27 protein-coding genes and 1 tRNA gene are annotated in these 22,659 nt (G+C 59.5%); 14 read left to right on the forward strand and 14 right to left on the reverse strand.

The window, feature by feature from the left end:
- Nucleotides 1-127 precede the first annotated feature (127 nt).
- From TRL7639_RS13020 to TRL7639_RS13030, 3 genes are read left to right on the forward strand one after another with little or no spacing between them, the layout of a single operon-like run.
- Complete coding sequence (locus TRL7639_RS13020) at nt 128-841, forward strand: GNAT family N-acetyltransferase (protein ID WP_085796068.1); 714 nt, start codon at nt 128-130, stop codon at nt 839-841.
- A gap of 5 nt (nt 842-846) precedes the next feature.
- Nucleotides 847-1,344 (forward strand): hypothetical protein, encoded by a 498-nt coding sequence (locus TRL7639_RS13025; RefSeq protein ID WP_085796069.1) that lies wholly within the window; start codon nt 847-849, stop codon nt 1,342-1,344.
- Between the two features lie 60 nt (nt 1,345-1,404).
- Nucleotides 1,405-2,025, forward strand: coding sequence for a cation efflux transmembrane domain-containing protein (locus TRL7639_RS13030; protein ID WP_085796070.1), 621 nt, complete (start codon nt 1,405-1,407; stop codon nt 2,023-2,025).
- 17 nt (nt 2,026-2,042) lie between these two features.
- Here the strand turns inward: TRL7639_RS13030 and TRL7639_RS13035 are convergent, their stop codons facing one another.
- Nucleotides 2,043-2,312, reverse strand: a complete 270-nt coding sequence (locus tag TRL7639_RS13035; RefSeq protein WP_085796071.1) for a DksA/TraR family C4-type zinc finger protein — start codon at nt 2,310-2,312, stop codon at nt 2,043-2,045.
- Nucleotides 2,313-2,441: 129 nt separating this feature from the next.
- Here TRL7639_RS13035 and TRL7639_RS13040 point away from each other — a divergent pair, with 129 nt between their 5' ends.
- Nucleotides 2,442-3,620, forward strand: coding sequence for a dipeptidase (locus TRL7639_RS13040; RefSeq protein WP_085796072.1), 1,179 nt, complete (start codon nt 2,442-2,444; stop codon nt 3,618-3,620).
- A gap of 39 nt (nt 3,621-3,659) precedes the next feature.
- Entirely contained in the window at nt 3,660-4,775 is a 1,116-nt protein-coding gene (locus TRL7639_RS13045; protein WP_085796073.1) for a THUMP domain-containing class I SAM-dependent RNA methyltransferase, read from the forward strand.
- A 169-nt stretch (nt 4,776-4,944) separates the two neighbouring features.
- Here the strand turns inward: TRL7639_RS13045 and rpoH are convergent, their stop codons facing one another.
- Both rpoH and TRL7639_RS13055 read right to left on the reverse strand, forming a co-directional pair.
- Complete coding sequence (gene rpoH, locus TRL7639_RS13050; protein ID WP_085796074.1) at nt 4,945-5,841, reverse strand: RNA polymerase sigma factor RpoH; 897 nt, start codon at nt 5,839-5,841, stop codon at nt 4,945-4,947.
- Nucleotides 5,842-5,987: 146 nt separating this feature from the next.
- Nucleotides 5,988-7,022, reverse strand: a complete 1,035-nt coding sequence (locus TRL7639_RS13055; protein ID WP_085796075.1) for an RluA family pseudouridine synthase — start codon at nt 7,020-7,022, stop codon at nt 5,988-5,990.
- On the opposite strand from TRL7639_RS13055, the gene TRL7639_RS13060 reads away from it, so the two are divergent.
- On the forward strand, nt 7,021-7,326 hold the full coding sequence (locus TRL7639_RS13060) for a DUF6476 family protein (RefSeq protein ID WP_085796076.1): 306 nt from the start codon (nt 7,021-7,023) through the stop codon (nt 7,324-7,326). The genes TRL7639_RS13055 and TRL7639_RS13060 overlap by 2 nt on opposite strands.
- A 422-nt stretch (nt 7,327-7,748) precedes the next feature.
- Here TRL7639_RS13060 and TRL7639_RS13065 read toward each other — a convergent pair.
- Nucleotides 7,749-7,825 (reverse strand) — tRNA-His (locus tag TRL7639_RS13065).
- A 42-nt stretch (nt 7,826-7,867) separates the two neighbouring features.
- Nucleotides 7,868-8,350 (reverse strand): GNAT family N-acetyltransferase, encoded by a 483-nt coding sequence (locus tag TRL7639_RS13070; protein WP_085796077.1) that lies wholly within the window; start codon nt 8,348-8,350, stop codon nt 7,868-7,870.
- Between the two features lie 81 nt (nt 8,351-8,431).
- On the opposite strand from TRL7639_RS13070, the gene TRL7639_RS13075 reads away from it, so the two are divergent.
- Nucleotides 8,432-8,620 carry a DUF6324 family protein gene (locus TRL7639_RS13075; protein ID WP_085796078.1) on the forward strand — a complete coding sequence of 63 codons (189 nt, stop codon included), beginning with the start codon at nt 8,432-8,434 and terminating at the stop codon, nt 8,618-8,620.
- Between the two features lie 4 nt (nt 8,621-8,624).
- Here TRL7639_RS13075 and TRL7639_RS13080 read toward each other — a convergent pair whose 3' ends face one another.
- Entirely contained in the window at nt 8,625-9,074 is a 450-nt protein-coding gene (locus TRL7639_RS13080; protein WP_085796421.1) for an MmcB family DNA repair protein, read from the reverse strand.
- A 118-nt stretch (nt 9,075-9,192) separates the two neighbouring features.
- On the opposite strand from TRL7639_RS13080, the gene TRL7639_RS13085 reads away from it, so the two are divergent.
- Together TRL7639_RS13085 and TRL7639_RS13090 are read left to right on the forward strand one after the other, a co-directional pair.
- Nucleotides 9,193-9,516 carry an ArsR/SmtB family transcription factor gene (locus TRL7639_RS13085; RefSeq protein ID WP_085796079.1) on the forward strand — a complete coding sequence of 108 codons (324 nt, stop codon included), beginning with the start codon at nt 9,193-9,195 and terminating at the stop codon, nt 9,514-9,516.
- Nucleotides 9,509-9,934, forward strand: coding sequence for an SRPBCC family protein (locus tag TRL7639_RS13090; RefSeq protein WP_085796422.1), 426 nt, complete (start codon nt 9,509-9,511; stop codon nt 9,932-9,934). Before TRL7639_RS13085 ends, TRL7639_RS13090 begins: the two co-directional genes overlap by 8 nt.
- A gap of 221 nt (nt 9,935-10,155) precedes the next feature.
- On the opposite strand, the gene TRL7639_RS13095 is transcribed toward TRL7639_RS13090, so the two are convergent.
- Nucleotides 10,156-10,461, reverse strand: coding sequence for a hypothetical protein (locus TRL7639_RS13095; RefSeq protein ID WP_085796080.1), 306 nt, complete (start codon nt 10,459-10,461; stop codon nt 10,156-10,158).
- Between the two features lie 104 nt (nt 10,462-10,565).
- On the opposite strand from TRL7639_RS13095, the gene TRL7639_RS13100 reads away from it, so the two are divergent.
- Nucleotides 10,566-11,342, forward strand: a complete 777-nt coding sequence (locus TRL7639_RS13100) for a helix-turn-helix transcriptional regulator (protein WP_085796081.1) — start codon at nt 10,566-10,568, stop codon at nt 11,340-11,342.
- Between the two features lie 177 nt (nt 11,343-11,519).
- Here TRL7639_RS13100 and nusB read toward each other — a convergent pair whose 3' ends face one another.
- From nusB to ribB, 3 genes are read right to left on the reverse strand one after another with little or no spacing between them, the layout of a single operon-like run.
- The gene (gene nusB / locus TRL7639_RS13105) at nt 11,520-12,002 is read right to left on the reverse strand and encodes a transcription antitermination factor NusB (protein WP_085796082.1); all 483 of its coding nucleotides are present in this window, start codon (nt 12,000-12,002) and stop codon (nt 11,520-11,522) included.
- Entirely contained in the window at nt 11,999-12,550 is a 552-nt protein-coding gene (locus TRL7639_RS13110; protein ID WP_085796083.1) for a 6,7-dimethyl-8-ribityllumazine synthase, read from the reverse strand. The genes nusB and TRL7639_RS13110 overlap by 4 nt, the downstream gene beginning before the upstream one ends.
- A gap of 6 nt (nt 12,551-12,556) precedes the next feature.
- Nucleotides 12,557-13,690: a 3,4-dihydroxy-2-butanone-4-phosphate synthase gene (ribB, locus tag TRL7639_RS13115; RefSeq protein WP_085796084.1), complete on the reverse strand. Its 1,134-nt coding sequence runs from the start codon at nt 13,688-13,690 to the stop codon at nt 12,557-12,559.
- A 143-nt stretch (nt 13,691-13,833) separates the two neighbouring features.
- Here ribB and TRL7639_RS13120 point away from each other — a divergent pair, with 143 nt between their 5' ends.
- A complete protein-coding gene (locus TRL7639_RS13120) occupies nt 13,834-14,889 on the forward strand; it encodes a proline racemase family protein (protein ID WP_085796085.1) in 1,056 nt (351 codons plus the stop codon).
- Nucleotides 14,890-15,164: 275 nt separating this feature from the next.
- On the opposite strand, the gene TRL7639_RS13125 is transcribed toward TRL7639_RS13120, so the two are convergent.
- Entirely contained in the window at nt 15,165-15,752 is a 588-nt protein-coding gene (locus TRL7639_RS13125; RefSeq protein WP_085796086.1) for a riboflavin synthase, read from the reverse strand.
- Nucleotides 15,753-15,913: 161 nt separating this feature from the next.
- Here TRL7639_RS13125 and TRL7639_RS13130 point away from each other — a divergent pair, with 161 nt between their 5' ends.
- The 3 genes from TRL7639_RS13130 to TRL7639_RS13140 all read left to right on the forward strand — a co-directional run bounded on the left by TRL7639_RS13130 (nt 15,914) and on the right by TRL7639_RS13140 (nt 20,441).
- Nucleotides 15,914-17,206 carry a capsule polysaccharide biogenesis protein gene (locus TRL7639_RS13130; protein ID WP_085796087.1) on the forward strand — a complete coding sequence of 431 codons (1,293 nt, stop codon included), beginning with the start codon at nt 15,914-15,916 and terminating at the stop codon, nt 17,204-17,206.
- A gap of 105 nt (nt 17,207-17,311) precedes the next feature.
- Nucleotides 17,312-18,436 carry a polysaccharide biosynthesis/export family protein gene (locus TRL7639_RS13135; RefSeq protein ID WP_085796088.1) on the forward strand — a complete coding sequence of 375 codons (1,125 nt, stop codon included), beginning with the start codon at nt 17,312-17,314 and terminating at the stop codon, nt 18,434-18,436.
- A gap of 4 nt (nt 18,437-18,440) precedes the next feature.
- On the forward strand, nt 18,441-20,441 hold the full coding sequence (locus TRL7639_RS13140) for a capsule polysaccharide biogenesis protein (RefSeq protein WP_085796089.1): 2,001 nt from the start codon (nt 18,441-18,443) through the stop codon (nt 20,439-20,441).
- A gap of 80 nt (nt 20,442-20,521) precedes the next feature.
- Here TRL7639_RS13140 and ribD read toward each other — a convergent pair whose 3' ends face one another.
- The 3 genes from ribD to TRL7639_RS13155 form a co-directional block, all read right to left on the reverse strand.
- Complete coding sequence (ribD, locus tag TRL7639_RS13145) at nt 20,522-21,598, reverse strand: bifunctional diaminohydroxyphosphoribosylaminopyrimidine deaminase/5-amino-6-(5-phosphoribosylamino)uracil reductase RibD (protein WP_085796090.1); 1,077 nt, start codon at nt 21,596-21,598, stop codon at nt 20,522-20,524.
- Nucleotides 21,599-21,618: 20 nt separating this feature from the next.
- The gene (nrdR, locus tag TRL7639_RS13150) at nt 21,619-22,089 is read right to left on the reverse strand and encodes a transcriptional regulator NrdR (RefSeq protein ID WP_085796091.1); all 471 of its coding nucleotides are present in this window, start codon (nt 22,087-22,089) and stop codon (nt 21,619-21,621) included.
- Between the two features lie 124 nt (nt 22,090-22,213).
- A complete protein-coding gene (locus TRL7639_RS13155) occupies nt 22,214-22,627 on the reverse strand; it encodes a secondary thiamine-phosphate synthase enzyme YjbQ (RefSeq protein ID WP_085796092.1) in 414 nt (137 codons plus the stop codon).
- Nucleotides 22,628-22,659: the final 32 nt, after the last annotated feature.

Raw genomic sequence — 22,659 nt, forward strand, 5'->3', positions numbered from 1 at the left:
ATTCGCGCCCGCCCTGAGGGCGAGGTCGGGCGCGAACCGGATCGCAGGCGATCCGGGGCCAAATTGACTGGCGTTTCTTAGGTTTCTGTCTGAGAGTGTACAAATATCTTTAACCGTCCATTTTACCATGCCCAACTCTGCCCTCACGCTCAGTCCGATCACCGAAACAAACCGCGGGCAATTCCTGTCCGTCTCGGTCACGCCGGATCAGATCAAATTTTCGGGCACGGTGGCCGAAGCCTATGGATCGGCCGAAGAGGGCATCGATTTTCACGGTATCTGGCTGGGCGATCAGCCTGTTGGCTTCTTCAAGATCGACCGACTTTACCACACTCGCTATCCCTTTGCGGGCGAACATGGCCTGGGTCTGCGCGCTTTCATGATCGATGCAGGCCAACAGGGTCAGGGGCTGGCCACACAGGCGGTCGAGGCGCTCAAGACCTACATCCCGCAGCATTACTCGGACGCACTGGTCGTGGTTCTGACCGTTAACATGTCAAACCCGGCCGCCATCCGCTGCTACCTGAAAGGCGGGTTCGAGGATACCGGCGAGACCTGGCCACATGGAGAGGCTGGTCCACAGCACATCATGCGAATGGAGCTGGCCACCGAGCCTGCCAAACCCACATTGCGGGAGAGGTTCAAACCCTTCTTTGCCTGGGTTCGTCGCAACGTCCCAAGGGGCATGCGCCTGTTTTTGGGCATACTGTTGATCATCGGCGGCATCTTTGGGTTTCTGCCCATATTGGGGTTCTGGATGATCCCGCTGGGTGTGATGGTGGCCGCCATGGACGTTCGCCTGTACCGCCGCTGGCGCAGTCGTCGCAACAGCCGGAAATAGCGCCAATGCATCGCATGAAACCCGGCGTCAAAAAGGATCCCGAACGCCGGTGGGCACTGCCGGATCGGGTGTTCTTTGGCAACGGGGCTTGTCACATTCTGGCCGGTGTCTATCTGCAAGACCCGCCCCTGCCCGGTTTTTATGCCGAGCGCATTATTCCCGGAGACGGTTTTGCCGGAAACCACATCTATGTCACAGACGGCACCGTGGCTTTCGATTATCACGGCTATACCATCCGCGCCCATCTGCTGCGCTATTACACCAACAACTGGGCCGGTGAGTATGCACAGGGCTGGCATTGCAGGCTGGAGCGGGTCGATTTTGACCTGTTGAGCACAATAGCCCTCAACGCTCGCAAGATGCTGGGCCCGGACCAATATCTGCACGACCCGATCAAACGGGCGCGGCGATACTTACAGCAGATCGACCATCAGACAGCCTATAACAAAGCCCTGCAACGGCGCGATGGGATTTTTCTTATGAAACCTAAATCCGCCTCTTGAACCTACAGCCGCTAGAGCAATTACCTTGCCTGTCGACCCAAGAAGCAAAGGAGTCGGCATATGGCCGGATGCTGCAACCACGACACCAAATTCGACGGGCTGTCGTCAGATTACAAACGCAGGCTTTGGCTGGTGATCGCCATCAATGCCACCATGTTCATCGTGGAAATGGGCGCGGGCCAAATGGCGCGGTCGCAGGCCCTGCAGGCGGATGCGCTGGATTTTCTGGGCGATGCGCTGACTTATGGCATCTCGCTGGCGGTTATCGGCGCATCGGTCCGTGTGCGGACCAACGCTGCCCTGTTCAAGGCGGTTAGCTTGCTCGTGATGGGTCTTTGGGTGATGGGTTCGACCGTCTATCGCGTCTTCTACGTTGGCGTGCCCGAGGCGCAAATCATGGGGGTGATCGGCTTCATGGCTCTGGTTGCAAACCTTGCCAGCGTGGCACTCTTGGTGCGCTACAAGGACGGGGACGCAAACGTGCGGTCGGTCTGGCTGTGCTCGCGCAACGACGCCATCGGCAATGTCGCCGTCATGCTGGCCGCAGCGGGTGTCTGGGGCACCACATCAGGCTGGCCTGATCTGATCGTCGCGGGCATCATGGGCGGGTTGTTCCTGACCTCGGCCACCCAGATCGTTCGCCAGGCGGTCGATGAACGCCGCGCACTGGCCCCTGCTTGATGCAGAACCGGCGCGGTCTATTTGAGCTGACTGTCCTTTGACCCGCGCCGGTTGATCCCACCACGCGCCTGAAACGAACCGTCGCGCTCCTGCTGGCAGTCGATGCAAAGCTTGACCCCAGGCAAAGCCAGGCGGCGCTTCTCCGGGATAGGCTCTTCGCACTCGGCACAATGGGTCAGGCTCTCGCCCTGAGGTTCCCGGCGCTGCTTCATCCGCGCCAGCTCATCCGAGATCGACGCCTCGATCTGTTCGCTCACGGCCCCGTCTCGGGCCCATCCTCCGGCCATGTGACGCCCTCCTTCTCGGTTCGGGGGTTGAGTATTCCACACGAACGCAAGAGACGTAAAGTCAGCCTTTGCGCCGTTACAAACCCACCCTAACCTGACGCCAGATCGCATCGCACCGGGAGAAAGCACATGCGCAGAGTGTTGAAATGGCTGGGTGGACTTGTGGCCCTGGCTGTTGTCATCGGGGCCATCATCTTTTTTGGCGTCCTGCCCGCCTATGTCGAAGACACCAGCAACAACGTGATCGACCACGACGGCTATCCCATCACCGAGGCGGCCGCTGCGCTACACAAGACGCTGATCGTCGGCGATCTGCATGCCGACCCGCTGCTGTGGAGCCGCGACCTGACCGAACGCGGTACACGCGGCCAGGTGGACGTGCCCCGGCTGATCGACGGCAACGTCGCCTTGCAGGTTTTCACAGCTGTCACCAAATCCCCTGCTGGTCAAAACTATGACAACAACTCGTCCGAGGCCTTTGACAACATTACCCTTTTGGCCATCGGCCAACTCTGGCCTCTGCGCACCTGGGGGAGCTTGTTTGAGCGTGCAATCTATCAAGCCGAGAAACTGCACGAGTTCGAGGCCAAATCCGATGGCCGCCTGAAGATCATCAAGACCCAAGCCGATCTTGAGGCAGTGCTGGCCGCCAAGGCAGACGGTCAGGACATTGTTGGCGGTATCTTGGGCATCGAGGGCGCACACCCGCTCGAAGGGGACTTATCAAAGATCGGCCCGATCTTTGACGCAGGTCATCGGGTATTTGGCCTTCACCATTTCTTTGACAACGAATTGGGCGGCTCGCTGCATGGGCAAGGCAACCAGGGTCTCAGCGACTTTGGCCGCGCTGTGGTCAAGGAACTGGAAACCCGCCCGGTGGTTGTCGACCTCGCCCATTCCAGCCCGCAGGTCGCGCGCGAGGTGATCGAGATGACCGATATGCCGCTGATCGTGAGCCACACGGGGCTGCATGGCTTTTGCCCGGTCAAGCGCAACTATCCCGACGATCTGATGAAGGCGATTGCCGAAACTGGCGGTGTGATCGGCATGGGCTATTGGGCCGATGTGACCTGCGGAGATATCACTCCGCGCGGCATCGCCAAGATGATCAAGGCCGCAGTCGATGCCGTGGGCGAAGATCACGTGTCGCTCGGCTCGGACTATGACGGGTCAGTCGAGACGGCATTTGACACGTCCGAATTGGCTGCTCTCACCTCTGGTCTGATGGCCGAAGGGCTGACCAGGGCACAGATCCGCAAGGTCATGGGCGAAAACATGGTTCGCGTGTTCCGGCAACGGCTGCAATAAAGGGTCGAACTCATGGGGCCTTGCGGGTAGAGAGGCGCCATGAACATGCACGCCAAATTCGAAATCTTTGCAGCTGTGGCCCCGGGACTGGAGCTTGCCCTGCGCGATGAGGCCCTGGAGCGGGGGTTTCGCAAAGCAAAGGCCGCGCCCGGCGGGGTACGGTTTCGCGGCACTTGGGCGGATGTCTGGCGGGCCAATCTGGAGCTTCGCGGAGCCTCTAAGGTGCTGGCCCGCATCGGTCAGTTTCGGGTGACCCATCTGGCGCAGCTGGACAAACTGGCGCGCGATTTCGATTGGACCCGCGTCATGCGCCCCGATGTGCCCGTACGGGTCGAGGTGACGTGTAAACGCTCAAAGATCTACCACGAAGGCGCAGCAGCCGAACGCATTGAACGAGCACTCGCCGAGGAATTGGGCGCACCGATTGATCCAGACGCGCAGGTCGTTGTGAAAGCCCGGATAGAGGATGACACCTGCACACTCAGCGTGGATACCTCAGGCGAGCTGCTGCATAAACGCGGCCACAAAGTGGCGGTCGGCAAAGCCCCCATGCGCGAGAACATGGCCGCGCTGTTTCTGCGCCAGTGCGGCTTTGACGGGCAAGAACCGGTGTTGGACCCGATGTGTGGTTCCGGCACATTTGTGATCGAGGCCGCCGAGATGGCCATGGGTCTGCAGGCTGGCCGGTCGCGCGGCTTTGCTTTTGAGCAACTGGCGACATTTGATTCAAATGCGTTTGACGCGTTGAAGTCCCCCGCAGAACCCGCTGACCTGGCATGGAATTTCTATGGCTCGGACAGGAACGCCGGAGCGATTGAGATGAGCGCAGCCAACGCAGACCGGGCAAGCGTCGGCGCAGTGACCCATTTCCGCCACTGCGGCACAAGCGAGGCCGAGCGCCCCCAAGGCCCTTCCGGATTGGTGATCGTGAACCCGCCCTATGGTGGGCGCATTGGGGACAAGAAAGCCCTCTACGCGCTCTATGACGCGCTTGGAAGAACTTTGAAACAACGATTCAAGGGCTGGCGCGTTGGCATCATCACCAACGAGGCGAGCTTGGCCAAGGCAACCGGGCTGCGCTTCAAACCGACGTCGGCACCGGTGGCGCATGGCGGCATAAAGGTCACGCTTTACCAAACGGACGCAATTACATAGTCGGTCCGCAACTGGGCGCCCGCCGCCGCGCGCAGCGCGGCGGCCCGGCCCAACCAGAGGCGGTTTTTCGTCAGAAAAATCAACGACGGGCGGGAGTGTTTCCCCTTGCAAAATGCAACAAGCCCCAATCTTTCGATCGGGGCTTGCGCACGAGGGGCGTCTAGAAAGGTCAGCTGGAGCCCAGCATCCCCTTTTCACGCGCCAGTTCGCGCATCTTCTTTTGCAGCTTTTCGAACGCACGCACCTCAATCTGACGAATGCGTTCACGGCTGACATTGTACTGCGTGCTCAAATCCTCAAGCGTCACGGTCTGCTCCGCCAGACGGCGTTGGGTCAGAATGTCCTTTTCGCGATCATTCAGCACGTCCAAGGCCTGCGCCAGCAGCTCGCGGCGTGCTTCCATCTCGTCGCGCGCTTCATAATCGCCAGCCTGATCGGCGTCTTCATCCTCAAGCCAGTCCTGCCATTGCATGGTCCCCTCGCCCTCGGAGCCGACGGTCGCGTTCAACGACGCGTCCCCGCCCGACATGCGGCGGTTCATGCTGATGACCTCTTCCTCGGTCACACCCAGATCGGTCGCAATCCGCTTGACGTTTTCGGGGCGCAGATCGCCCTCTTCCAACGCGCCGATGCGGGCCTTGGCCTTGCGCAGGTTGAAAAACAGCTTCTTCTGCGCCGAGGTCGTGCCCAGCTTGACCATCGACCACGAGCGCAGGACATATTCCTGGATCGAGGCGCGAATCCACCACATCGCATAGGTCGCAAGACGAAAACCCTTTTCGGGATCGAACTTCTTGACCGCCTGCATCAGACCCACGTTGGCCTCGGAAATCACCTCGGCCTGCGGCAGACCGTAGCCACGATAGCCCATGGCGATCTTGGCCGCCAATCGCAGGTGCGACGTGACCATTTTGTGGGCTGCATCCGTGTCCTGCTTCTCAACCCACCGTTTGGCGAGCATGTATTCTTCTTCCGGTTCCAGCAGCGGAAACTTGCGGATTTCCTGCATATAGCGGTTCAGACCGCCCTCAGGCGTCGGTGCGGGGAGATTTGCGTAATTTGCCATCTTTTATGTCCCTCCCTTAAATGTTTAAGGACTTAACATAGGATATGGGTCACCTATGTTGCCCTTACAAGTGCTGGGGCTACAATATTCTGATTAAGCTTTGATTAAGAAAAGGTGAGAGTATACGCCTCACGCCTTTGTGCTGTTCATGTCAGGGGCAACCTGAGCGCCGTGATCAAACTTTCCATATCTTGTGGCAAAGGCGCCTCGAACCGCAAATCTTCGCCGGTGACGGGGTGGACGAACCCCAAGACGGCCGCGTGCAGCGCTTGCCGTGGAAAGGCGCGAACTGCGTCTTGTGCATTCGGGTTCAAAGCTTTGGCGGACAGTTTGCGCTTGCCACCATAGGTGGGATCCCCAATCAGCCCGTGCCCCGCGTGGGCCATATGAACGCGGATCTGATGTGTCCGCCCGGTTTCCAACCAACATTCCACCAAGGCCGCCACATGCGGCCTGCCAAATGGTTCGACAATGCGGACCCGCGTCACCGCGTGGCGCCCGCCCTGAAACAGCACGGCCTGACGCTGACGATCGGTCTTGTGACGCGCCAGGTTGGTGCTGAGCTTCATGATGTTGCCCGGCTCAAAGCTCACGCCCTTGACCCCGCGCAGCCGCGGATCATTGGCGTCGGGCACGCCATAACACAGCGCGCGATAGTAGCGTTCAACCGTGTGCTTTTCGAACTGCGCGGCAAGCCCCTGATGCGCAGCATCCGATTTAGCAACGACCAGCAAACCACTGGTTTCTTTGTCAATTCGATGCACAATACCGGGACGTTTCACGCCCCCCACACCAGACAGGTTATCTCCGCAATGATGCAGCAGTGCGTTGACCAGCGTGCCGGACGGAGACCCCGGTGCCGGATGCACCACCATACCCGCTGGCTTGTTGATCACGATCAGATCGTCATCTTCGAACACCACGTCCAACGGGATATCTTCGGGGCCGATATGACTGTCTTCGGCCTCTTCCACAGTGATGACAACAACTGCCTCAGCCCCCACCTTGGCCTTGGCATCCTTGACCACCACGCCATCGACCGTGACCTGCCCGGCCTCGATCAGCCGTGCCAGGCGGGTGCGGGACAGGGTGGCTTCGGCTGGCACATCCCGCGAAAGCGCCTTATCAAGGCGGGGCGGCGGTGCGTCCGCGATGACGAATTCAATCTGGCGGGTGCCCATGACAATCCCTTCTGATGAGCCTGTGGAACCGCAGGAAACCCCGCAACTGAAATGGTTGCGACGGATGGTCATGGCGCTGACCGCGGTGATGATTGGCGGCGTTGTATTGACATTTGCCCTGATTGTCATCCGCTTGTCTGACCGCACCCCCACTTTGCCTCAAGACGTGGAATTGCCTGACGGGGCATCCGCCCAGGCCGTGACAATCGGGCCCAACTGGTATGCCGTTGTGACCGACGACAACCGCATCCTGATCTTCGACAAAACCACCGGCGCACTGAAGCAGACCGTGGCCGTCGACTGAAGTCGGCCGGTTAGCCGACTATCCTTTGGTATAGATCCAATACACCTCTGGACGCGCTGCGACCACGGACCCGTCGGCTAGAGTGTGGGCAAGAGGCATCAGTCATCACTCACAAGCCTCTCGTGGGTTCGTCAGTACACCCCCCTGTTCTGACGGCCCACGGTCCCTTCGCTCTCTTGCCGTGTGGAAAATAGTCATGGATCGCCGCCTGGATCTGCCACTGATCGGGATGAACAGCCGCCCAGTTTGGGTTTGGGTTCTGGGTGCCATGTTGATTTCCGGAACGGTGACTTTTGCGGGGATGACAATGGTAACGCCGCCGCATGACCCTACGCGAAGTTCATGCGCCATGCCTTTGTAATCGAAGCAGGATTACAAATGAATATCGAGCTAAACGGCCAATTATTCAGGGATGTGTGGGATGGTACCACCTCCCCGGCTCGAACGGGGGACCTCCTGATCCACAATCAGGCGCTCTAACCTACTGAGCTAAGGCGGCACTGGGGGCGATTTATATAACCCGTCCGGAGATTGCAAGAGGTTAAAGATCAATCCGCCAGCTTTGTTCGACCAAATCTACCCCAAAAGATCGAACCGGTTTGCTGTCCACCAATTGCCACCCGAACTTGGCGTACAAAGCACAAGCTGCGCGGTGACTTTCATGGGTCCACAGCACCATTTCAGTATAGCCGGAATCGCGCGCAAAATCCATGCAGGTTTGCAGCAGTCGTTTGCCCAGCCCCTTGCCGCGCGCCTGCGGCGTCAGCAGAAACAGCCGCAGTTTTGCCGTCTTGGGCCCAACAGAAACACAAAAGATGCTGCCAAGCCTTTGGGCCCCCTCTTCGGCGATCCAGCCCCGTTCGCGGTCTGGATCATGCTCGTTGACAAAATCCGCAAGGATTTGGGCAACCAGTTCACCAAAGCTGTCGTCGAACCCTTCGGCCTGGGCATAAAGCGTGCCGTGCTGTTCAACCAGCCAATCGACATCGTCCGCTTCGAATCTACGTAAAATCACCTGAGACATACCCCCAACAGACCCCGGACCCGGCTTGATTTTCAAGCCCCTGCGCGATAGCACAAGGCCTTACCGGAAAAAGAGGCACCCATGGGTATCAACACCGAACGCGACATCGAAGCCAACATGCAAATCGGCCCCACCGACGCGGGGATGGTGCGCATTTTCATCGAATCGCAGGGTATCGAAGTGCCAATGGATTTCGATCCGGAAGAGGCCGAAGAGATCGCAGAAGAGATCCGCGCCGCCGCACAGGCCGCGCGCGCCGTTTCTGAGTAACGTCTCAGGGTAACATCTCGGGCGGAATGCCGGGATCACGCAGCGCCTGCAATCTGCGGGCCGCGTGAGTCGCGAACTTTTGCACCATCACCTTGCGCCGCGCGGGCGCAAGTTTCTGTTCGTCGGGCATGCGGATAATTTCGGCCCCGTAGGAATCAGCAATGATCAAACCCGATTCTGCGGGCAAAAGCTCTGTCGGGAAATCGATATCGACCGCCCAAAAGTAGCGATCACACCATTCCAGATAACCTTGCCACTTGTTGTCGGACTGAAAATCCGCGCGACTGGATTTGCACTCGATCACCCAAAGTTCACCCTTGGGACCCAGGCCCAGAACATCGACCCGCAGGCCGCGGGTTGGCACAAATTCTTCAACAGAAACAAAGTTATGACTGCGCAGGTGCCGGGCGACACCGCGTGCAAGTTTCTGTCCGGGTTGCAGGTCCAAATTCATGATCGCAATGGTGAACAATTCGTGAACAAATTTCAAGGCCGATTTACCAAGCTTGACATGACACCAAAAGGTATCTCATAAATAGAACCAATTGGTATCCCTTTCTCGGTGACACGACATGACCCAAAACCCACACCTCGCCTTTCGCGCCCTGGCCGACCCGACCCGCCGAGAAATCATGCGCCTGCTGACCGAGCAGGACATGACGATTGCCCAGGTTTCAGACCAGTTCGACATGACCCGTGCGGCCGTCAAAAAGCACCTGACCATGCTGTCGGACGGCGGCCTGATCACCACCGAAGTGCGGGGACGCGAGCGCCTCAACCGTCTGAACCTTGCGGGGCTGGCGCCCGTGTTCGACTGGCTCAGCTTTTTTGACCGGTTCTGGGATGCCCGACTGAACGATTTGAAAACTGCCATTGAAGGAGGAAATGATGACTGATGCCGATCTGAGAAAATCCATCTATCTGAACGCAAAGCGAGAAACTGTCTGGGAATACCTGACACAGCCCGATCGCCTGGCCGAATGGTTTCATCGCCCCGAGCGTCCGCTGGAACAGGGATCAAAGCTTGAGATGTTTGGGACAGAAAGCGGCGACCTCTTGATCTGGGGAGAAGTCACGGTGGCGCGCGCGCCCGAATATCTGGAATATTCCTTTACCGTCAAACCTATGGGCGACGCAGTGAGCACGGTCAAATGGACGCTCACACAGGTCGCGGGCGGCACTCAACTGTCGTTGGAGCATGAAGGGTTGCCTCAGGGCGCCGAGGCGTTCGGGCTTATTCTGGCGCTCGACAAAGGTTGGGACGATCACATTGCCCGGATGCGCGACGCGATCCACGAACTTGTTGTTGCCTGAGCCCTTGTAACGGCCCGCCATGCAGCCTAGTTAGGAGCGTGGCGGGTTCTGCCCTTCTCGTGATATGCAGCATTCCGGTGGCCTTAAGCAATTCCGAGGGAGCTGGCTCTGTCCGGACCGTGGTCCGGTTACCTGGCGCCCACCTGTATATACAGGTCCTCGGGAATCAAAGCACCACGGTTGACTGGTGGTCCCGCCACATTCCCCAAAATCTCAATGATTTAGCGACGCGATTTGGCCTTTGCGACAACCCTTGCAGGCGTGAATTCAGCCGCGATCGGGGTACCTCCACGGTGATTGTCGTCCTTTTCGGCCAGGTTCATGACGGCAAGGGCGAATTGCACCCCGGCAAAAACGATCCCGTTCATGAACCACAGCATGAAGACCGCCAGCACTGCGACATCCGATCCGCTGATCAACCCCCAAAGGTTGGCAATGTTGAACCACAACAAAGCGCCAACAAAGATGGCAGACAGGCCAAAACCAGTACACACATTCGTGATATAGAGGCGGATCAGCTTGGGCATGAGGCATTTTCCTTTTCTCTGACCTAAATTTAGCGCAGATTTGATCGAAACACACTGCGGCCAGTTGTGCACTCACTACCGCAGCCCAATTGACCGGAGACCGAATGAAGCCCATCAGCGAATTTGCTCTTGAGTTGTTGGATCAGCTTTCACAGCTGTTTTCTGATCAGGATCGATGGGATTTTGTTGTCTCAAGTCTGAAAAATATGGGCTTCAATGCGTTGAACATGGGGTGTTTTTCGCCGACGACAGGCGTTTTGAAATGGTCGCGCAGTTCAATGTCGGCCGAATGGCTCGAGGAATATTCTTCTGGAAACTACTCCGACGAAGACCCCCTTTTTGCTCAGGTAACCAATGGAATAGAATCGCTCTACGTCAAAAGCGAAGAGCGAGCACTCACCGCCAACAGTCCGAAATCTTCGGGCCTTTACAACGGCCTGAAGGCGTCTGGTTACATGCACCTGTTCAGTCTGGTGGTTCCCTGCCCCGGCGATGAGGCAAAGATCGTCGTGCTCAGCTCGGATCGACCGGATGCCGAGCAGACCATGACAGATCATGCGCGCGAGATGCGGATACTGGCCACCGTCATCGCCACCAACCTGGGCCCTGAAACAAGCGAAGACGAAAGCAGCGTTGTGGATCTGGGGCCGATTCTGGCAAGCTCGCGACCGCTTAGCAAACGCGAGCAACAGGTGCTGGCCTTGCTCAGCGAAGGCTTGCGAAACGATCAGATCAGCGACCTTTTGGGGATCAAGGAAATCACAGTCCGCACCCATATCAAATCCGCGCGCGACAAGCTGGGGGCCGCAACGCGCGAAGCCGCATTGGTCCGCGCGGTGCAAATGGGGCTCATCGCGCCCGAGTACTATCGGAAACGATAGGTTTTTCCCACAGTCTCATAAGGATACTGTTGGTATGCACCTGAGAATCCTATGAGTGAGTGGTGGAAGCTTAGGAGCTGTATTGAGTGGACTATTTTTTATTTTTTCTGATGCAGGCGTTTTATTTCCCAAGCGCCTGCATCAATTTTTTTGGCCTCAGATCAACGTGATAGCGGCTCAAAATGATTCCGGCTTGGCTTCACGCGCCATGTGATCCAACACAGCATTGACGAAGTTCGCTTCTCGCCCCTCGGGGAAGAATGCGCGCGCAATGTCGACGAACTCGACAATCACCACTTTGGGCGGCGTGTCACCTTGTGTCAGCTCGGCCCCGGCGGCCCGAAACAGCCCCCGCAACGTTGGATCGATGCGCGCAATCGGCCATTTCGCCACCAGTGCCCGATCAGTCATCTGGTCAATCAATGCCTGGTTGTTCACCGCATCATGCACCAGCTTGCGAAAGAGTGTGCTGTCGCCCTCTTGCATCTCGATGTCTTCGTAGACGGCCCCGAAACGGTGATCCAGAAACTCGACCACGATCTGCTCGGTCGTCTGGCCGGATTGCTCCATCTGATAGAGCGCCTGCACGGCATAGAGCCGGGCGGCGGACTTCATCTTGCGTTTCTGGTTGCCCGAAAGGGGCGCGCCTGCGTTTGTCATGCGGTCGTGGATCCGTTGCTATCGCCAGCCAAAAGGATGGACTCAGAGGGCGGCTTGAATCCGACACCCTCCTTTGAGGCGCCCCACTTACGGCGCAGCGCGATAAGATGCAAGGCCGCAGCGGCCGCTCCACCGCCTTTGTTCTGATCTGCCGGATCGGCTCGCACCTCGGCCTGCGGGCGGTTCTCAACCGTCAGGATGCCGTTGCCGATGCACAGCCCCTGCAAGCCCAAGAGCTGAATCGCCCGGCTCGAGTCGTTGCAGACGGTGTCATAATGCGTGGTCTCTCCCCGGATGACACATCCAAGCGCGACGTAGCCATCAAAATTGGTCTGACGGTCCGCAATCCCGATAGCAGTGGGGATCTCCAGCGCCCCGGGCACCTGAACGACCTCATGGGTGCCGCCAGCGGCCTCGATCTCGGCCACGGCACCGGCAACCATGTTGTCGGCGATGTCCTTGTAATAGGGCGAGACGACGATCAGGATCTTGACCGGTTTGTCGAATTCGGCGCGGGGCATGACATAGTGCTGCTCGTGACCAGCCATTGGCGGTTACTCCTTGTCCAACCGGCTGGTGCCGGTGATTTCCAAACCATAAGCATCCAGCCCCACAACGTTCGGCGCGGGTGAATTGGTCATCAACTCCAGCTTGCTCAGGCCCAGCGAAGACAGGATTTGTGCCCCCAAGCCATACTGGCGCAGCACTTTGGTTGACACCTCTTGCCCGACGCCGCCTTCGGTTTTCACAGCGTGATCCACATCTCGCAGCAAAACCACGACGCCGCGCCCCTCTTCGGCGATACGGTTCATCGCAGTGCCCAACTTGCCAGCACGTTTGGCGCCACCAATGGCCAGAACATCGCGCATCGCGTTGAGCACATGCATCCGAACCAACACCGGTTTGTCACCAGAGATATCACCCTTGATCATGGCAATATGTTCGTCGCCATGGGTTTCGTCCCGGTAAATGCGCATGGTCCAGTCGCCGCCAAATTCGCTGTTCACGACCTCTTCGTCCATGATGCGAACCAGGTTGTCGTTGCGGCGGCGATAAGCGATCAGGTCGCTGATGGTGCCGATCTTGAGCCCGTGTTTTTGAGCAAAGGCAACCAGCTCGGGCAAACGCGACATGGTGCCGTCTTCGTTCATGATCTCGCAGATCACCCCCGACGGGTTCAGACCAGCCAGGCGGCTTACATCCACGGCCGCCTCGGTATGCCCGGCGCGCACCAATACGCCACCGTCGCGCGCACGCAGCGGAAAGACGTGGCCCGGCGTGGCAATATCCGAACCGGTCTTACCCGCGTCGATGGCCACAGCCACTGTGCGCGCCCGGTCATGGGCCGAAATGCCGGTGCTCACACCCTCGCGCGCCTCAATCGAGATGGTAAAGGCGGTTTCGTGACGCGACGAGTTGTTGGTCGACATCAGTTCCAGTCCAAGCGCGTCTACGCGCTCTTCGGTCAGGGTCAAACAAATCAGTCCGCGCCCGTGTTTGGCCATGAAGTTGATCGCCTCGGGCGTTGCCATCTGTGCGGGAATAACCAGATCGCCTTCGTTTTCGCGGTCTTCGTGGTCGATCAGGATGAACATCCGGCCGTTGCGGGCTTCGTTGATGATCTCGTCGATTGGCGAGATCGCATCGCTCCAGGTGGTTTCGACGGGTCCGGGTGTTTCAAAGCTCATTGCACGGCCTTTCGAGGAGAAGAGTTTGACTGGCGAAATACCCCACTCACACGGCAATTGCGAGTCATTAGCCGCCCTTCTAGAGTGAACGTAACGCACCGTCGGTGTGTTAGCGTACCAACAAAACAGCAAAGAGGTGCGGAATGCAGGTCACTCGCATGATCACGGCCGTTGAGGCGCACGCCGAGGGCGAACCGGGCCGCGTCATAACCGGTGGTATGCCACATATGCCGGGCAACACCGTGTTTGAGAAAATGCAGTGGATGCAGGACCATGCGGATGACATCCGCCTGATGATGCTGCGCGAGCCGCGCGGGCATCCGGCGCTCTGCTGCAACGTGCTGGTGCCACCGTGTGACCCGCGTGCGGACGCCGGGTTCATCATCATGGAGCAGACAGAATACCCGCCCATGTCCGGCTCGAATACAATCTGTGTGGTCACCGTACTGCTTGAGACCGGCATCCTGCCGATGGTCGAGCCTGTGACCAAGCTGACGTTGGAATCGCCTGCGGGCCTGCTGCAAGTCACGGCCACATGTCAGGACGGCAAGGTCACACGGGTCGAGTTCCGCAATGTCCCAGCATTTGCCGTCCACCTGGATGCCGTGATCGAAGTGCCGGGTCTGGGTCGGGCCGTGGTTGATGTCGCCTGGGGTGGGATGTTCTTTGTTCTAGCTCAGGCGGACCAGTTCGGACTGGAAGTGGCACCCGAAAATGGCGCCCGCATCGTGCAATTGTCCGAGGCCTTGCGCGCCGCCTGCGCCGAACAATTGCCCGTGGTGCATCCCGAGAACCCTGCGATCACCGGCCCCACGATCACCAACCTCTACGCCGACCCAATTGCGCCGGGTACGGATGGACTGGGTGCCATCACCGTTTCGACCGGAGATTACGATCCCGAACGGCCCGAGGCTTTGACCGGCATTCTTGATCGCTCTCCCTGTGGCACTGGCACTTGCGCAAAAATGGCGTTGCTGCACGCGAAGGGCCTGCTGGAGTTGGGGCAGGATTACGTGAATGCCGGCCCGATGGGCACGACATTCACAGGCCGGATTGTCGAGACCGCGCAAGTTGGCCCATACCCGGCAATCGTTCCGACCCTCTCGGGACAGGGGTGGATCTATGGCACCGCCAACTGGACCCGCGATCCATCGGATCCCTTTCCCAACGGCTACACCATCGGGGATATCTGGGGCTGAGGATCAATGGACAGGGGGCTCCCGCGCCCGCGCAAACCTGACTGCGTCAGCTCTGCGAACGGCCTTGGGCCGGGCGCCTCGCCTATCGGCTCGGCGCGGTTACACCTGTGGCCGGCGTCACGCTTCAAACGCCCACGTTAGGTTGCTTTGAACACAATGGGTATCGATCTGGCGCCCGCCGCCGCGCGCAGCGCGGCGGCCCGGCCCAACGGGAGGCTAGGCCCCGCAAGGGGCTTGGCCGACGGGCGGGAGCCTCTCGCCCCTCGAACGCTCGATTACGACATGTCCTTCAACCGCGCCACATAGCGCGCCAGAGTGTCAATCTCTAGGTTGATGCGGTCTCCCACAGCAACGTCGCCCCAAGTCGTCACCTCTTTGGTGTGCGGGATGAAGTTAATACCGAAATCGCAGCCTTCAACCTCGTTCACAGTAAGGGACGTTCCGTTCAAAGCCACCGACCCCTTGGGCGCAATGAACCGTGCCAACTCTTCGGGGGCTCGGAGCGTCACACGGGTGCTGTCGCCCTCGTCCACCATCGCCACCACCTCGGCCACACCATCCACGTGGCCTGACACGATATGGCCGCCCAACTCGTCGCCGACCTTCAGCGCGCGTTCCAGGTTCACTCGGCGCCCGACAGCCCAAGCATCCAGGTTGGTCTTACCCACCGTTTCGGCACTGACCTGCACATCGTACCAATCATCACCTAGGGCGATCACGGTCAGACACACGCCGTCGCTTGCGATCGAAGCGCCAATGTCGATGCCCGAAGTGTTGTATCCCGTGCGAATACGCGCCCGCAGATCGCCCTGCTGTTCCAGTTCAGCCACGGTTCCGACGTCGGTGATGATCCCGGTAAACATTTCATTTGCCTCTGCATGCCTAAATCAGCACCTGACGTAACGGTCTGTTTCGCCCCCGGCAAGCCCCCGCCGCTTGCCCTGACGCAACGCCAGAGCCATAGTTTTGCCTGAAATGTCGGGTAGAAGGTTAACAGTGGCCATCCCGGCCCAAAGGATCAAGGATGCCAGAAGCGGCAAAATCTCAGCGCGTGTTCCTGTTTCTACAGGGTCCCCATGGGCCGTTTTTCAACGCGCTTGGCCGGATGCTGCGCGCCGCCGGGGCCGAAGTCTGGCGAGTGGGCTTCAACGCGGGCGATCGCGCTTTCTGGTTTCATCCCGCCAGCTATATCCCCTTTCGCGGCACACCCGACGCCTGGCCTGAAACCTTCGCCGGGCTTTTGGACACACGCGGCGTGACCGACATCGTTCTTTATGGTGACACACGCCCCATCCACGCCAAAGCGATCGAGATCGCCAAAGCACGCGGGTTGACGGTGCACGTTTTCGAAGAAGGTTACATGCGCCCCTATTGGGTGACTTACGAGCGCGGCGGATCAAACGGCAACTCTCGCCTGATGGACATGTCCCTGACCGAGATGCAGACCGCGCTGGAGCTGTCAGATATGGAGGCCCCCTTGCCCCCGTCGCATTGGGGTGACACCCGGCACCACGTATTCTACGGCGCGCTCTATCATTGGTTCGTGATGTTTCGAAACGGCGACTATCGCAATTTCAAGCCGCACCGTGATCTGACCGTAACGAAAGAGTTTCGGCTCTATCTCAAACGCCTGCTCTTGATGCCCGCCCATTGGCTGGAGCGAGGGCTGGCAACTTGGCGCGTGCGCAATGGTGGCTTTCCCTTTCACCTTGCTCTTTTGCAACTGGAACACGACAGCTCGTTCCAGATGCATTCGCCGTTCACCACCATGACCGAGTTTCTGGCCGAGATGTTCGAAGGCTTTGCTGCGGGTGCACCGCAGCATCATCATCTGGTCGTCAAGGCACACCCGCTTGAGGACGGCCGTGTTCCGATCAAGCGTGAGGTCAAACGCTTGGCGAAACAGCACGGGCTGGTCGGCCGTGTCCACTATGTGCGGGGGGGCAAACTTGCCCGCCTGCTCAACGACGCGCGCACTGCGGTCACGGTGAATTCAACCGCCGGTCAGCAGGTGCTCTGGCGCGGTATTCCACTCAAGGTGTTTGGCCGCGCGGTTTATGCCAAGCCCGAGTTTGTCTCGGACCAGCCCCTGCGTGATTTCTTTGCCGGCGCCAGCCGACCGGACAGCCGCGCCTACAAGGATTATCGCCGCTATCTGCTGGAAACCAGCCAGGTGCCGGGGGGGTTCTATTCACTAAAAGGGCGCCGACAGCTGCTTCGCCAGGTCGTCGACATGATGCTGTCAGGGGATGACCCTTACGATGCGCTCAAATCCGGAACAGCGGCACCAAGGCAACAGTTGCGTTTGGTGAACTGAAAGACACAAGACCTGGGACTGGATTTTTGGTCCGGATTCCGATAGGTTGTTAAAAAAAATTCAGGCAGAATAACAATAGGTCGAGGAGACCGAGCAGTGAAATCCATGTCCGTCCGTTGGGCGAAGCCCGTTGCCGTGCTGGCTGCGATTGGAATCGTGGCCTCGTGTTCGTTGCCCAAAGTGGGCCCGAACAAACGTGAAATCTTTGCCGGGTCCGTGCAGAAAGAAGGCGACGCGTTCATCGTCTCAGTCAATGACCGGGTTACGCGTGCCACAGCTGTTGTCCCTGCGCTTGGTTTCACCAGCGGGTTTCAAAACGCGTCACAGCTGACATCTGACACCATCCGCCCCGGCGATGTGCTGGGTCTGACGGTCTGGGAAAACGTAGATGATGGTTTGTTGGCCGGCGAGGCCGCAAACTCGACGGTGCTGGAAGAGGTTCAGGTTGACAGCGCCGGTTTCATCTTCGTGCCCTATGCCGGGCGAATTCGTGCGTCGGGCAACACACCCGATCAACTGCGCGAGATGATCACCGCAAAACTCGAAGATCAGACCCCCGATCCGCAAGTCCAGGTGCGGCGCCTCGCCGGCGATGGCTCGACCGTTTCTCTCGTGGGTGCCGTTGGTGCTCAGGGCATCTACCCGATCGAACGTCCGACCCGCACATTGGGCACAATGCTGGCGCAAGCCGGTGGCGTCACGATCCAGCCTGACATTGCACAGGTCACAGTGATCCGTGGCAACCAGCAGGGCAAGATCTGGTTCCAGGATCTGTTCGACAACCCTCAACTCGACATCGCATTGCGTGGCGGCGACCGTATCTTGGTCGAGGAAGACACGAGGTCTTTCACGGCTCTTGGTGCCACCAACGCGCAGGCACGTGTTCCGTTTGAAACACAGGATCTGTCCGCACTTGAGGCGATTGCCCAGGTTGGCGGCCTGATCTCTATCGCATCTGATCCAACTGGTGTTTTTGTCTTCCGCAATGAACCCGCCGAGGTCGCAGGACAGGTCCTGGGCCGTGACGACCTGCAAGGGGCACAGCGTATGGTTTACGTGCTGAACCTGACCCAACCCAACGGCTTGTTCATTGCGCGTGATTTCGTCATTCGCGACGAAGATACACTCTATGTCACCGAGGCGCCTTATGCGCAGTGGACCAAGACAATCTCGCTCATCTCTGGCGGCCTGACACCGCTGGCCAACCTGCAGACCATCGCCGGCGGCTAACGGGATGATCCCAGATCACACAGACACAGCCGAGAGCCCCCGCTCTCGGCTGTTTGTGTATAACGGGGGCTTTCTGTGGCAAAAGCGGTTGCGGCGCATTCTGTCGCTGGCTGGCTATGACCTGCGGCTCGGCATTCCCGGCGATGATGATCTGGTTGGCATTTGGGGCGACAGCCCGACGGCGCACCGGGGCCGCGCCATGGCGGCAAAGCACGACGCGCCCCTTTTGCGGGTCGAGGATGCCTTCCTGCGCTCGCTTCACCCCGGCAGAGGCGGAGAGCCACCACTTGGGCTGATGCTGGACCGATCCGGAGTGCATTTCGACCCGACTGTGCCATCTGATCTGGAACAGCTCCTTACCACGCACCCGCTGGATGACACCGCCCTGCTGAACCGTGCCCGCAATGCGATGGCGCGAATGAAGGAAAGCCATCTGAGCAAATATTCCGGCTTTGATCCTGCCGCGCCGGTGCCCGATCCCGGCTATGTTCTGGTTGTGGACCAAACCCGCGATGATGCCTCGGTCCGCGCCAGCAACGGCAATGACGCGCTTTTCCGCGAGATGTTGGTTTTTGCGCAGGAAGAACACCCGGGCGCGCCGGTGGTGATCAAAACCCACCCCGAGACGGCGGCTGGGTATCGCGGCGGGTACTACTCGGATCAGGACACGTCCGACCGCGTTCACCTGCTGAGCGATCCGGTCAGCCCCTGGGCGCTGCTCGAAGGCGCCGTCGGCGTCTATACGGTGTCCTCACAACTGGGATTCGAGGCGATCCTTGCTGGACACAAGCCCCGCGTTTTTGGTCAGCCGTTCTACGCGGGATGGGGGCTGACAAAGGACGAGTTCCCGGTGCCACGCCGTCAGCGCAAGTTGACCAAGGCCCAACTGTTTGCTGCCACCATGATCCTGGCCCCCACCTGGTACGACCCTTATCGGGACAGCCTGTGCGCGCTTGAGGACGTGATAACCACGCTCGAGGCGCAGGCCCGCGCCTGGCGGCAGGATCATCAGGGATGGGTCGCCAGCGGCATGCGCCTGTGGAAACGCAAGCCCCTACAAGCTTTCTTTGGGCGGCAGAAAAAGCTGATATTTGATGAGGCACCAAGCGATCTGCAGGGACGCGCGCATATGGTCTGGGCTGGGCGTGCAGACGATCAAAGCGACGCCGTGCGGGTCGAAGACGGGTTCCTGCGCTCTCGTGGGTTGGGCGCCGAACTGGTGCCTCCCCTGTCGCTGGTGACCGACGATCTGGGGATCTATTATGACCCGACCCGGCCCAGTCGACTTGAGACGTTAATCACCAACCGCGCCACCCTGCGTCCCGACCAGAATCTGCGCGCCGAACGCCTGATCGCCAGTCTTACGCAAAAACGGCTGAGCAAGTACAATCTGGGAGGTGCCGTACCCATCTTGCCCGACGGACATCGCATTCTGGTGCCCGGTCAGGTCGAAGACGACGCCTCGATCCGAAAAGGTGCGGGACAGATCAACACCAACCTTGCCCTGTTGCAAGAGGCGCGGGCCGAAAACCCAGACGCCGTGATCATCTACAAGCCGCACCCGGACGTCGAAGCCGGTTTGCGCACAGGCGACGTTGACGCCCGCGATCTGGCCGATGTCGTTGCGACGGATGCCGATCCGACCGCCCTGCTGGATCAGGTGAACGAGGTCTGGACCATGACCTCGCTTCTGGGGTTCGAGGCGCTGTTGCGTGAGGTTCCGGTAACAACGCTCGGCGCACCGTTTTATGCAGGCTGGGGTTTGACGCGCGATTTGGGCTCGGTCCCGGCCCGACGCGCGGCAGAGCCCACCCTATACGGTTTGGTTCACGCCGCTCTGATCGACTATCCGCGCTACTTTGATCCCATCACCGGTCAGCCCTGCCCGGTTGAGGTGGTGGTGGATCGGCTGGCAACGGGTACAGTTCCGCACCCTGGGCTGGCCAACCGGCTGTTGTCGAAACTGCAAGGGGCCTTTGCCACCTACGCCCATCTGTGGCGCTGAGCTATCCGCTCAAATCACTCGCACAAATTTCTGTATAAGGTGACAGCGTTACAAACGTGTTGCCCGACGGCTGTTGCCCCTTAGCGCAAGGCACGAGTCCAGCGGTGCAGGATGTCGGGCCCTACCGGACGCGCCTCGGCCAATTGGAACCGCGGCGCTTGCGCCAGGCGATCCAATCCCATGGCCCCCAAGGATGGCAGCCCCTCGGCTCCGATGGCAAGGCCAGCGGTGAAGCCGATCAGATCGTCCACCAGATCATCCGCCAAAAGGGACGCGGCGAGCGCTGAGCCACCTTCGCAGAACACCCGCGTCAGGCCCGACGCCCCCAGTTGCTGTAGCAGATCGTTGGCATCAATTTGCACCCCGTGGAGGGCGCAGGGGATCAGCTTGGCGCCCAACCCCTCCCACGCCTTGATGCGTTCGATGTCAGCTCCGGGTCCGTGACACAGCCAGACAGGTACATCCTTGGCGGTGCGGGCCAGCTGGCTCATCAGGGGCAGATCCAGATGGCGCGAAACCACGACGCGCACCGGCTGGCGCTCGACGCCCATGTCCCGCACGGTCAACGAGGGATCATCGGCCCGTGCCGTGCCAGCCCCCACCAGAACCGCGTCGTGGCAGGCACGCATGGCGTGCACTGCGCGCCGGGCATGCGGCCCAGTGATCCATTTGCTCTCGCCAGTTGCCGTGGCGATGCGACCATCAAAGCTGCTGGCAAGTTTCAACGTCACCAGCGGACGCCCCTGTTCGACTTTCAGGAAAAAGCCCGCCAGATCCTGCGCGGCCTCGTCAGCCATGACACCGACTGTCACCTCGATCCCCGCCGCGCGCAGCATGTCAAACCCCTGTCCCGACACACGCGGATCGCTGTCCTGCAAGGCGCAAACCACGCGGGCCACGCCGGCGTCAATCAACGCTTGGGAACAGGGCGGCGTCTTGCCGTGATGCGAACAGGGTTCAAGCGTGACATAGGCCGTAGCACCGCGCGCCGCCTCACCCGCCTGCGCCAAAGCGACGGGTTCGGCATGTGGCCGTCCGCCGGGCTGTGTCCAGCCCCGACCAACGATGCGCCCGTTTTGAACGATGACGCAACCGACAGCCGGATTTGGCCAGCACGAACCCTGACCGCGCCGCCCCAACGAAAGGGCGAGCGCCATGTACCTATTGTCCAATGTCGTTACTCTTCGCTAGGGGGAACCGGAGGACGCAGTTCATGAACAAACTCCTCAAAATCATCCGCCGCCTGGAAGTTTTTGTATACACTTGCAAATCGCACATACGCGACCGTGTCGATGCGGGCCAGAGCTTCCATGACAATCTCACCGATCTGTTTCGATGGGATGTCAGTTTCCCCCATGCTCTCGAGCCGCCTCACGATACCGGAAATCATCTGGTCGATGCGTTCAGGCTCGATCGGCCGTTTCTGCATCGAAATGCGGATGGACCGCTCCAGCTTGTCCCGGTCAAAGTCTTCGCGCTTGCCGTTGGTCTTGATCACCACCAGATCGCGCAATTGTACCCGCTCGTAGGTTGTGAACCGTCCCCCACAGGCCGGGCAAAACCGGCGCCTGCGGATCGAAACGTGATCCTCTGCGGGTCGTGAATCTTTAACCTGAGTGTCTATATTTCCGCAAAACGGGCAGCGCATCCGCCTTCCCCCTCATAAAATTCCGCCTCTTATGTGGACACTTCGGCCCACTTATCCACAACTATAGGGCAGCCTCTACAGTTTGGGTAGAGGGGAAATTTCACCGCTACATCATGGGGCGAATTCAGTTCAGATGGGCGGCAACCTTGCGGATGTGCGACGCGTTGCGGTGCTCGAACAGGTAGATCCCCTGCCAGGTGCCCAAAACCGGCACCCCTTTCGATACTGGGATTGACACAGACACCGGCATCATCGCCGCCTTGATATGGGCGGGCATGTCGTCGGGGCCTTCGTAGGTGTGCGTCAGATAGGACATCGAGGGGTCGGTTGTCGGCGGCACAAGGCGGTGAAAGAAAGCCGCTAGATCGGTCTGTACCTCGGGATCTGCATTTTCCTGGATCAGGAGAGAGCACGAGGTGTGGCGGACAAAAAGCGTCAACAACCCGTCGCGCTGACCGTTGCGAACCCAAGCCGTGACTTGTGAGGTGAATTCATAAAGGCCTTGGCCGCGCGTCGGGATTTCAAATTGGGTCTGCATGGGGCGAGAGTGCCGAAGGCCATCCGCCCCTA

This window comes from Falsiruegeria litorea R37 (assembly GCF_900172225.1).
GTDB lineage: Bacteria > Pseudomonadota > Alphaproteobacteria > Rhodobacterales > Rhodobacteraceae > Falsiruegeria > Falsiruegeria litorea.

Excerpts from the sequence above, each read along its gene's own strand:
- TRL7639_RS13020 (WP_085796068.1), top strand. The coding sequence starts at position 128 with ATGCCCAACTCTGCCCTCACGCTCAGTCCGATCACCGAAACAAACCGC.
- TRL7639_RS13025 (WP_085796069.1), top strand. The coding sequence starts at position 847 with ATGCATCGCATGAAACCCGGCGTCAAAAAGGATCCCGAACGCCGGTGG.
- TRL7639_RS13030 (WP_085796070.1), top strand. The coding sequence starts at position 1,405 with ATGGCCGGATGCTGCAACCACGACACCAAATTCGACGGGCTGTCGTCA.
- TRL7639_RS13035 (WP_085796071.1), bottom strand. The coding sequence starts at position 2,312 with ATGGCCGGAGGATGGGCCCGAGACGGGGCCGTGAGCGAACAGATCGAG.
- TRL7639_RS13040 (WP_085796072.1), top strand. The coding sequence starts at position 2,442 with ATGCGCAGAGTGTTGAAATGGCTGGGTGGACTTGTGGCCCTGGCTGTT.
- TRL7639_RS13045 (WP_085796073.1), top strand. The coding sequence starts at position 3,660 with ATGAACATGCACGCCAAATTCGAAATCTTTGCAGCTGTGGCCCCGGGA.
- rpoH (WP_085796074.1), bottom strand. The coding sequence starts at position 5,841 with ATGGCAAATTACGCAAATCTCCCCGCACCGACGCCTGAGGGCGGTCTG.
- TRL7639_RS13060 (WP_085796076.1), top strand. The coding sequence starts at position 7,021 with ATGACAATCCCTTCTGATGAGCCTGTGGAACCGCAGGAAACCCCGCAA.
- TRL7639_RS13055 (WP_085796075.1), bottom strand. The coding sequence starts at position 7,022 with ATGGGCACCCGCCAGATTGAATTCGTCATCGCGGACGCACCGCCGCCC.
- TRL7639_RS13070 (WP_085796077.1), bottom strand. The coding sequence starts at position 8,350 with ATGTCTCAGGTGATTTTACGTAGATTCGAAGCGGACGATGTCGATTGG.
- TRL7639_RS13075 (WP_085796078.1), top strand. The coding sequence starts at position 8,432 with ATGGGTATCAACACCGAACGCGACATCGAAGCCAACATGCAAATCGGC.
- TRL7639_RS13080 (WP_085796421.1), bottom strand. The coding sequence starts at position 9,074 with ATGAATTTGGACCTGCAACCCGGACAGAAACTTGCACGCGGTGTCGCC.
- TRL7639_RS13085 (WP_085796079.1), top strand. The coding sequence starts at position 9,193 with ATGACCCAAAACCCACACCTCGCCTTTCGCGCCCTGGCCGACCCGACC.
- TRL7639_RS13090 (WP_085796422.1), top strand. The coding sequence starts at position 9,509 with ATGACTGATGCCGATCTGAGAAAATCCATCTATCTGAACGCAAAGCGA.
- TRL7639_RS13095 (WP_085796080.1), bottom strand. The coding sequence starts at position 10,461 with ATGCCCAAGCTGATCCGCCTCTATATCACGAATGTGTGTACTGGTTTT.
- TRL7639_RS13100 (WP_085796081.1), top strand. The coding sequence starts at position 10,566 with ATGAAGCCCATCAGCGAATTTGCTCTTGAGTTGTTGGATCAGCTTTCA.
- nusB (WP_085796082.1), bottom strand. The coding sequence starts at position 12,002 with ATGACAAACGCAGGCGCGCCCCTTTCGGGCAACCAGAAACGCAAGATG.
- TRL7639_RS13110 (WP_085796083.1), bottom strand. The coding sequence starts at position 12,550 with ATGGCTGGTCACGAGCAGCACTATGTCATGCCCCGCGCCGAATTCGAC.
- ribB (WP_085796084.1), bottom strand. The coding sequence starts at position 13,690 with ATGAGCTTTGAAACACCCGGACCCGTCGAAACCACCTGGAGCGATGCG.
- TRL7639_RS13120 (WP_085796085.1), top strand. The coding sequence starts at position 13,834 with ATGCAGGTCACTCGCATGATCACGGCCGTTGAGGCGCACGCCGAGGGC.
- TRL7639_RS13125 (WP_085796086.1), bottom strand. The coding sequence starts at position 15,752 with ATGTTTACCGGGATCATCACCGACGTCGGAACCGTGGCTGAACTGGAA.
- TRL7639_RS13130 (WP_085796087.1), top strand. The coding sequence starts at position 15,914 with ATGCCAGAAGCGGCAAAATCTCAGCGCGTGTTCCTGTTTCTACAGGGT.
- TRL7639_RS13135 (WP_085796088.1), top strand. The coding sequence starts at position 17,312 with ATGTCCGTCCGTTGGGCGAAGCCCGTTGCCGTGCTGGCTGCGATTGGA.
- TRL7639_RS13140 (WP_085796089.1), top strand. The coding sequence starts at position 18,441 with ATGATCCCAGATCACACAGACACAGCCGAGAGCCCCCGCTCTCGGCTG.
- ribD (WP_085796090.1), bottom strand. The coding sequence starts at position 21,598 with ATGGCGCTCGCCCTTTCGTTGGGGCGGCGCGGTCAGGGTTCGTGCTGG.
- nrdR (WP_085796091.1), bottom strand. The coding sequence starts at position 22,089 with ATGCGCTGCCCGTTTTGCGGAAATATAGACACTCAGGTTAAAGATTCA.
- TRL7639_RS13155 (WP_085796092.1), bottom strand. The coding sequence starts at position 22,627 with ATGCAGACCCAATTTGAAATCCCGACGCGCGGCCAAGGCCTTTATGAA.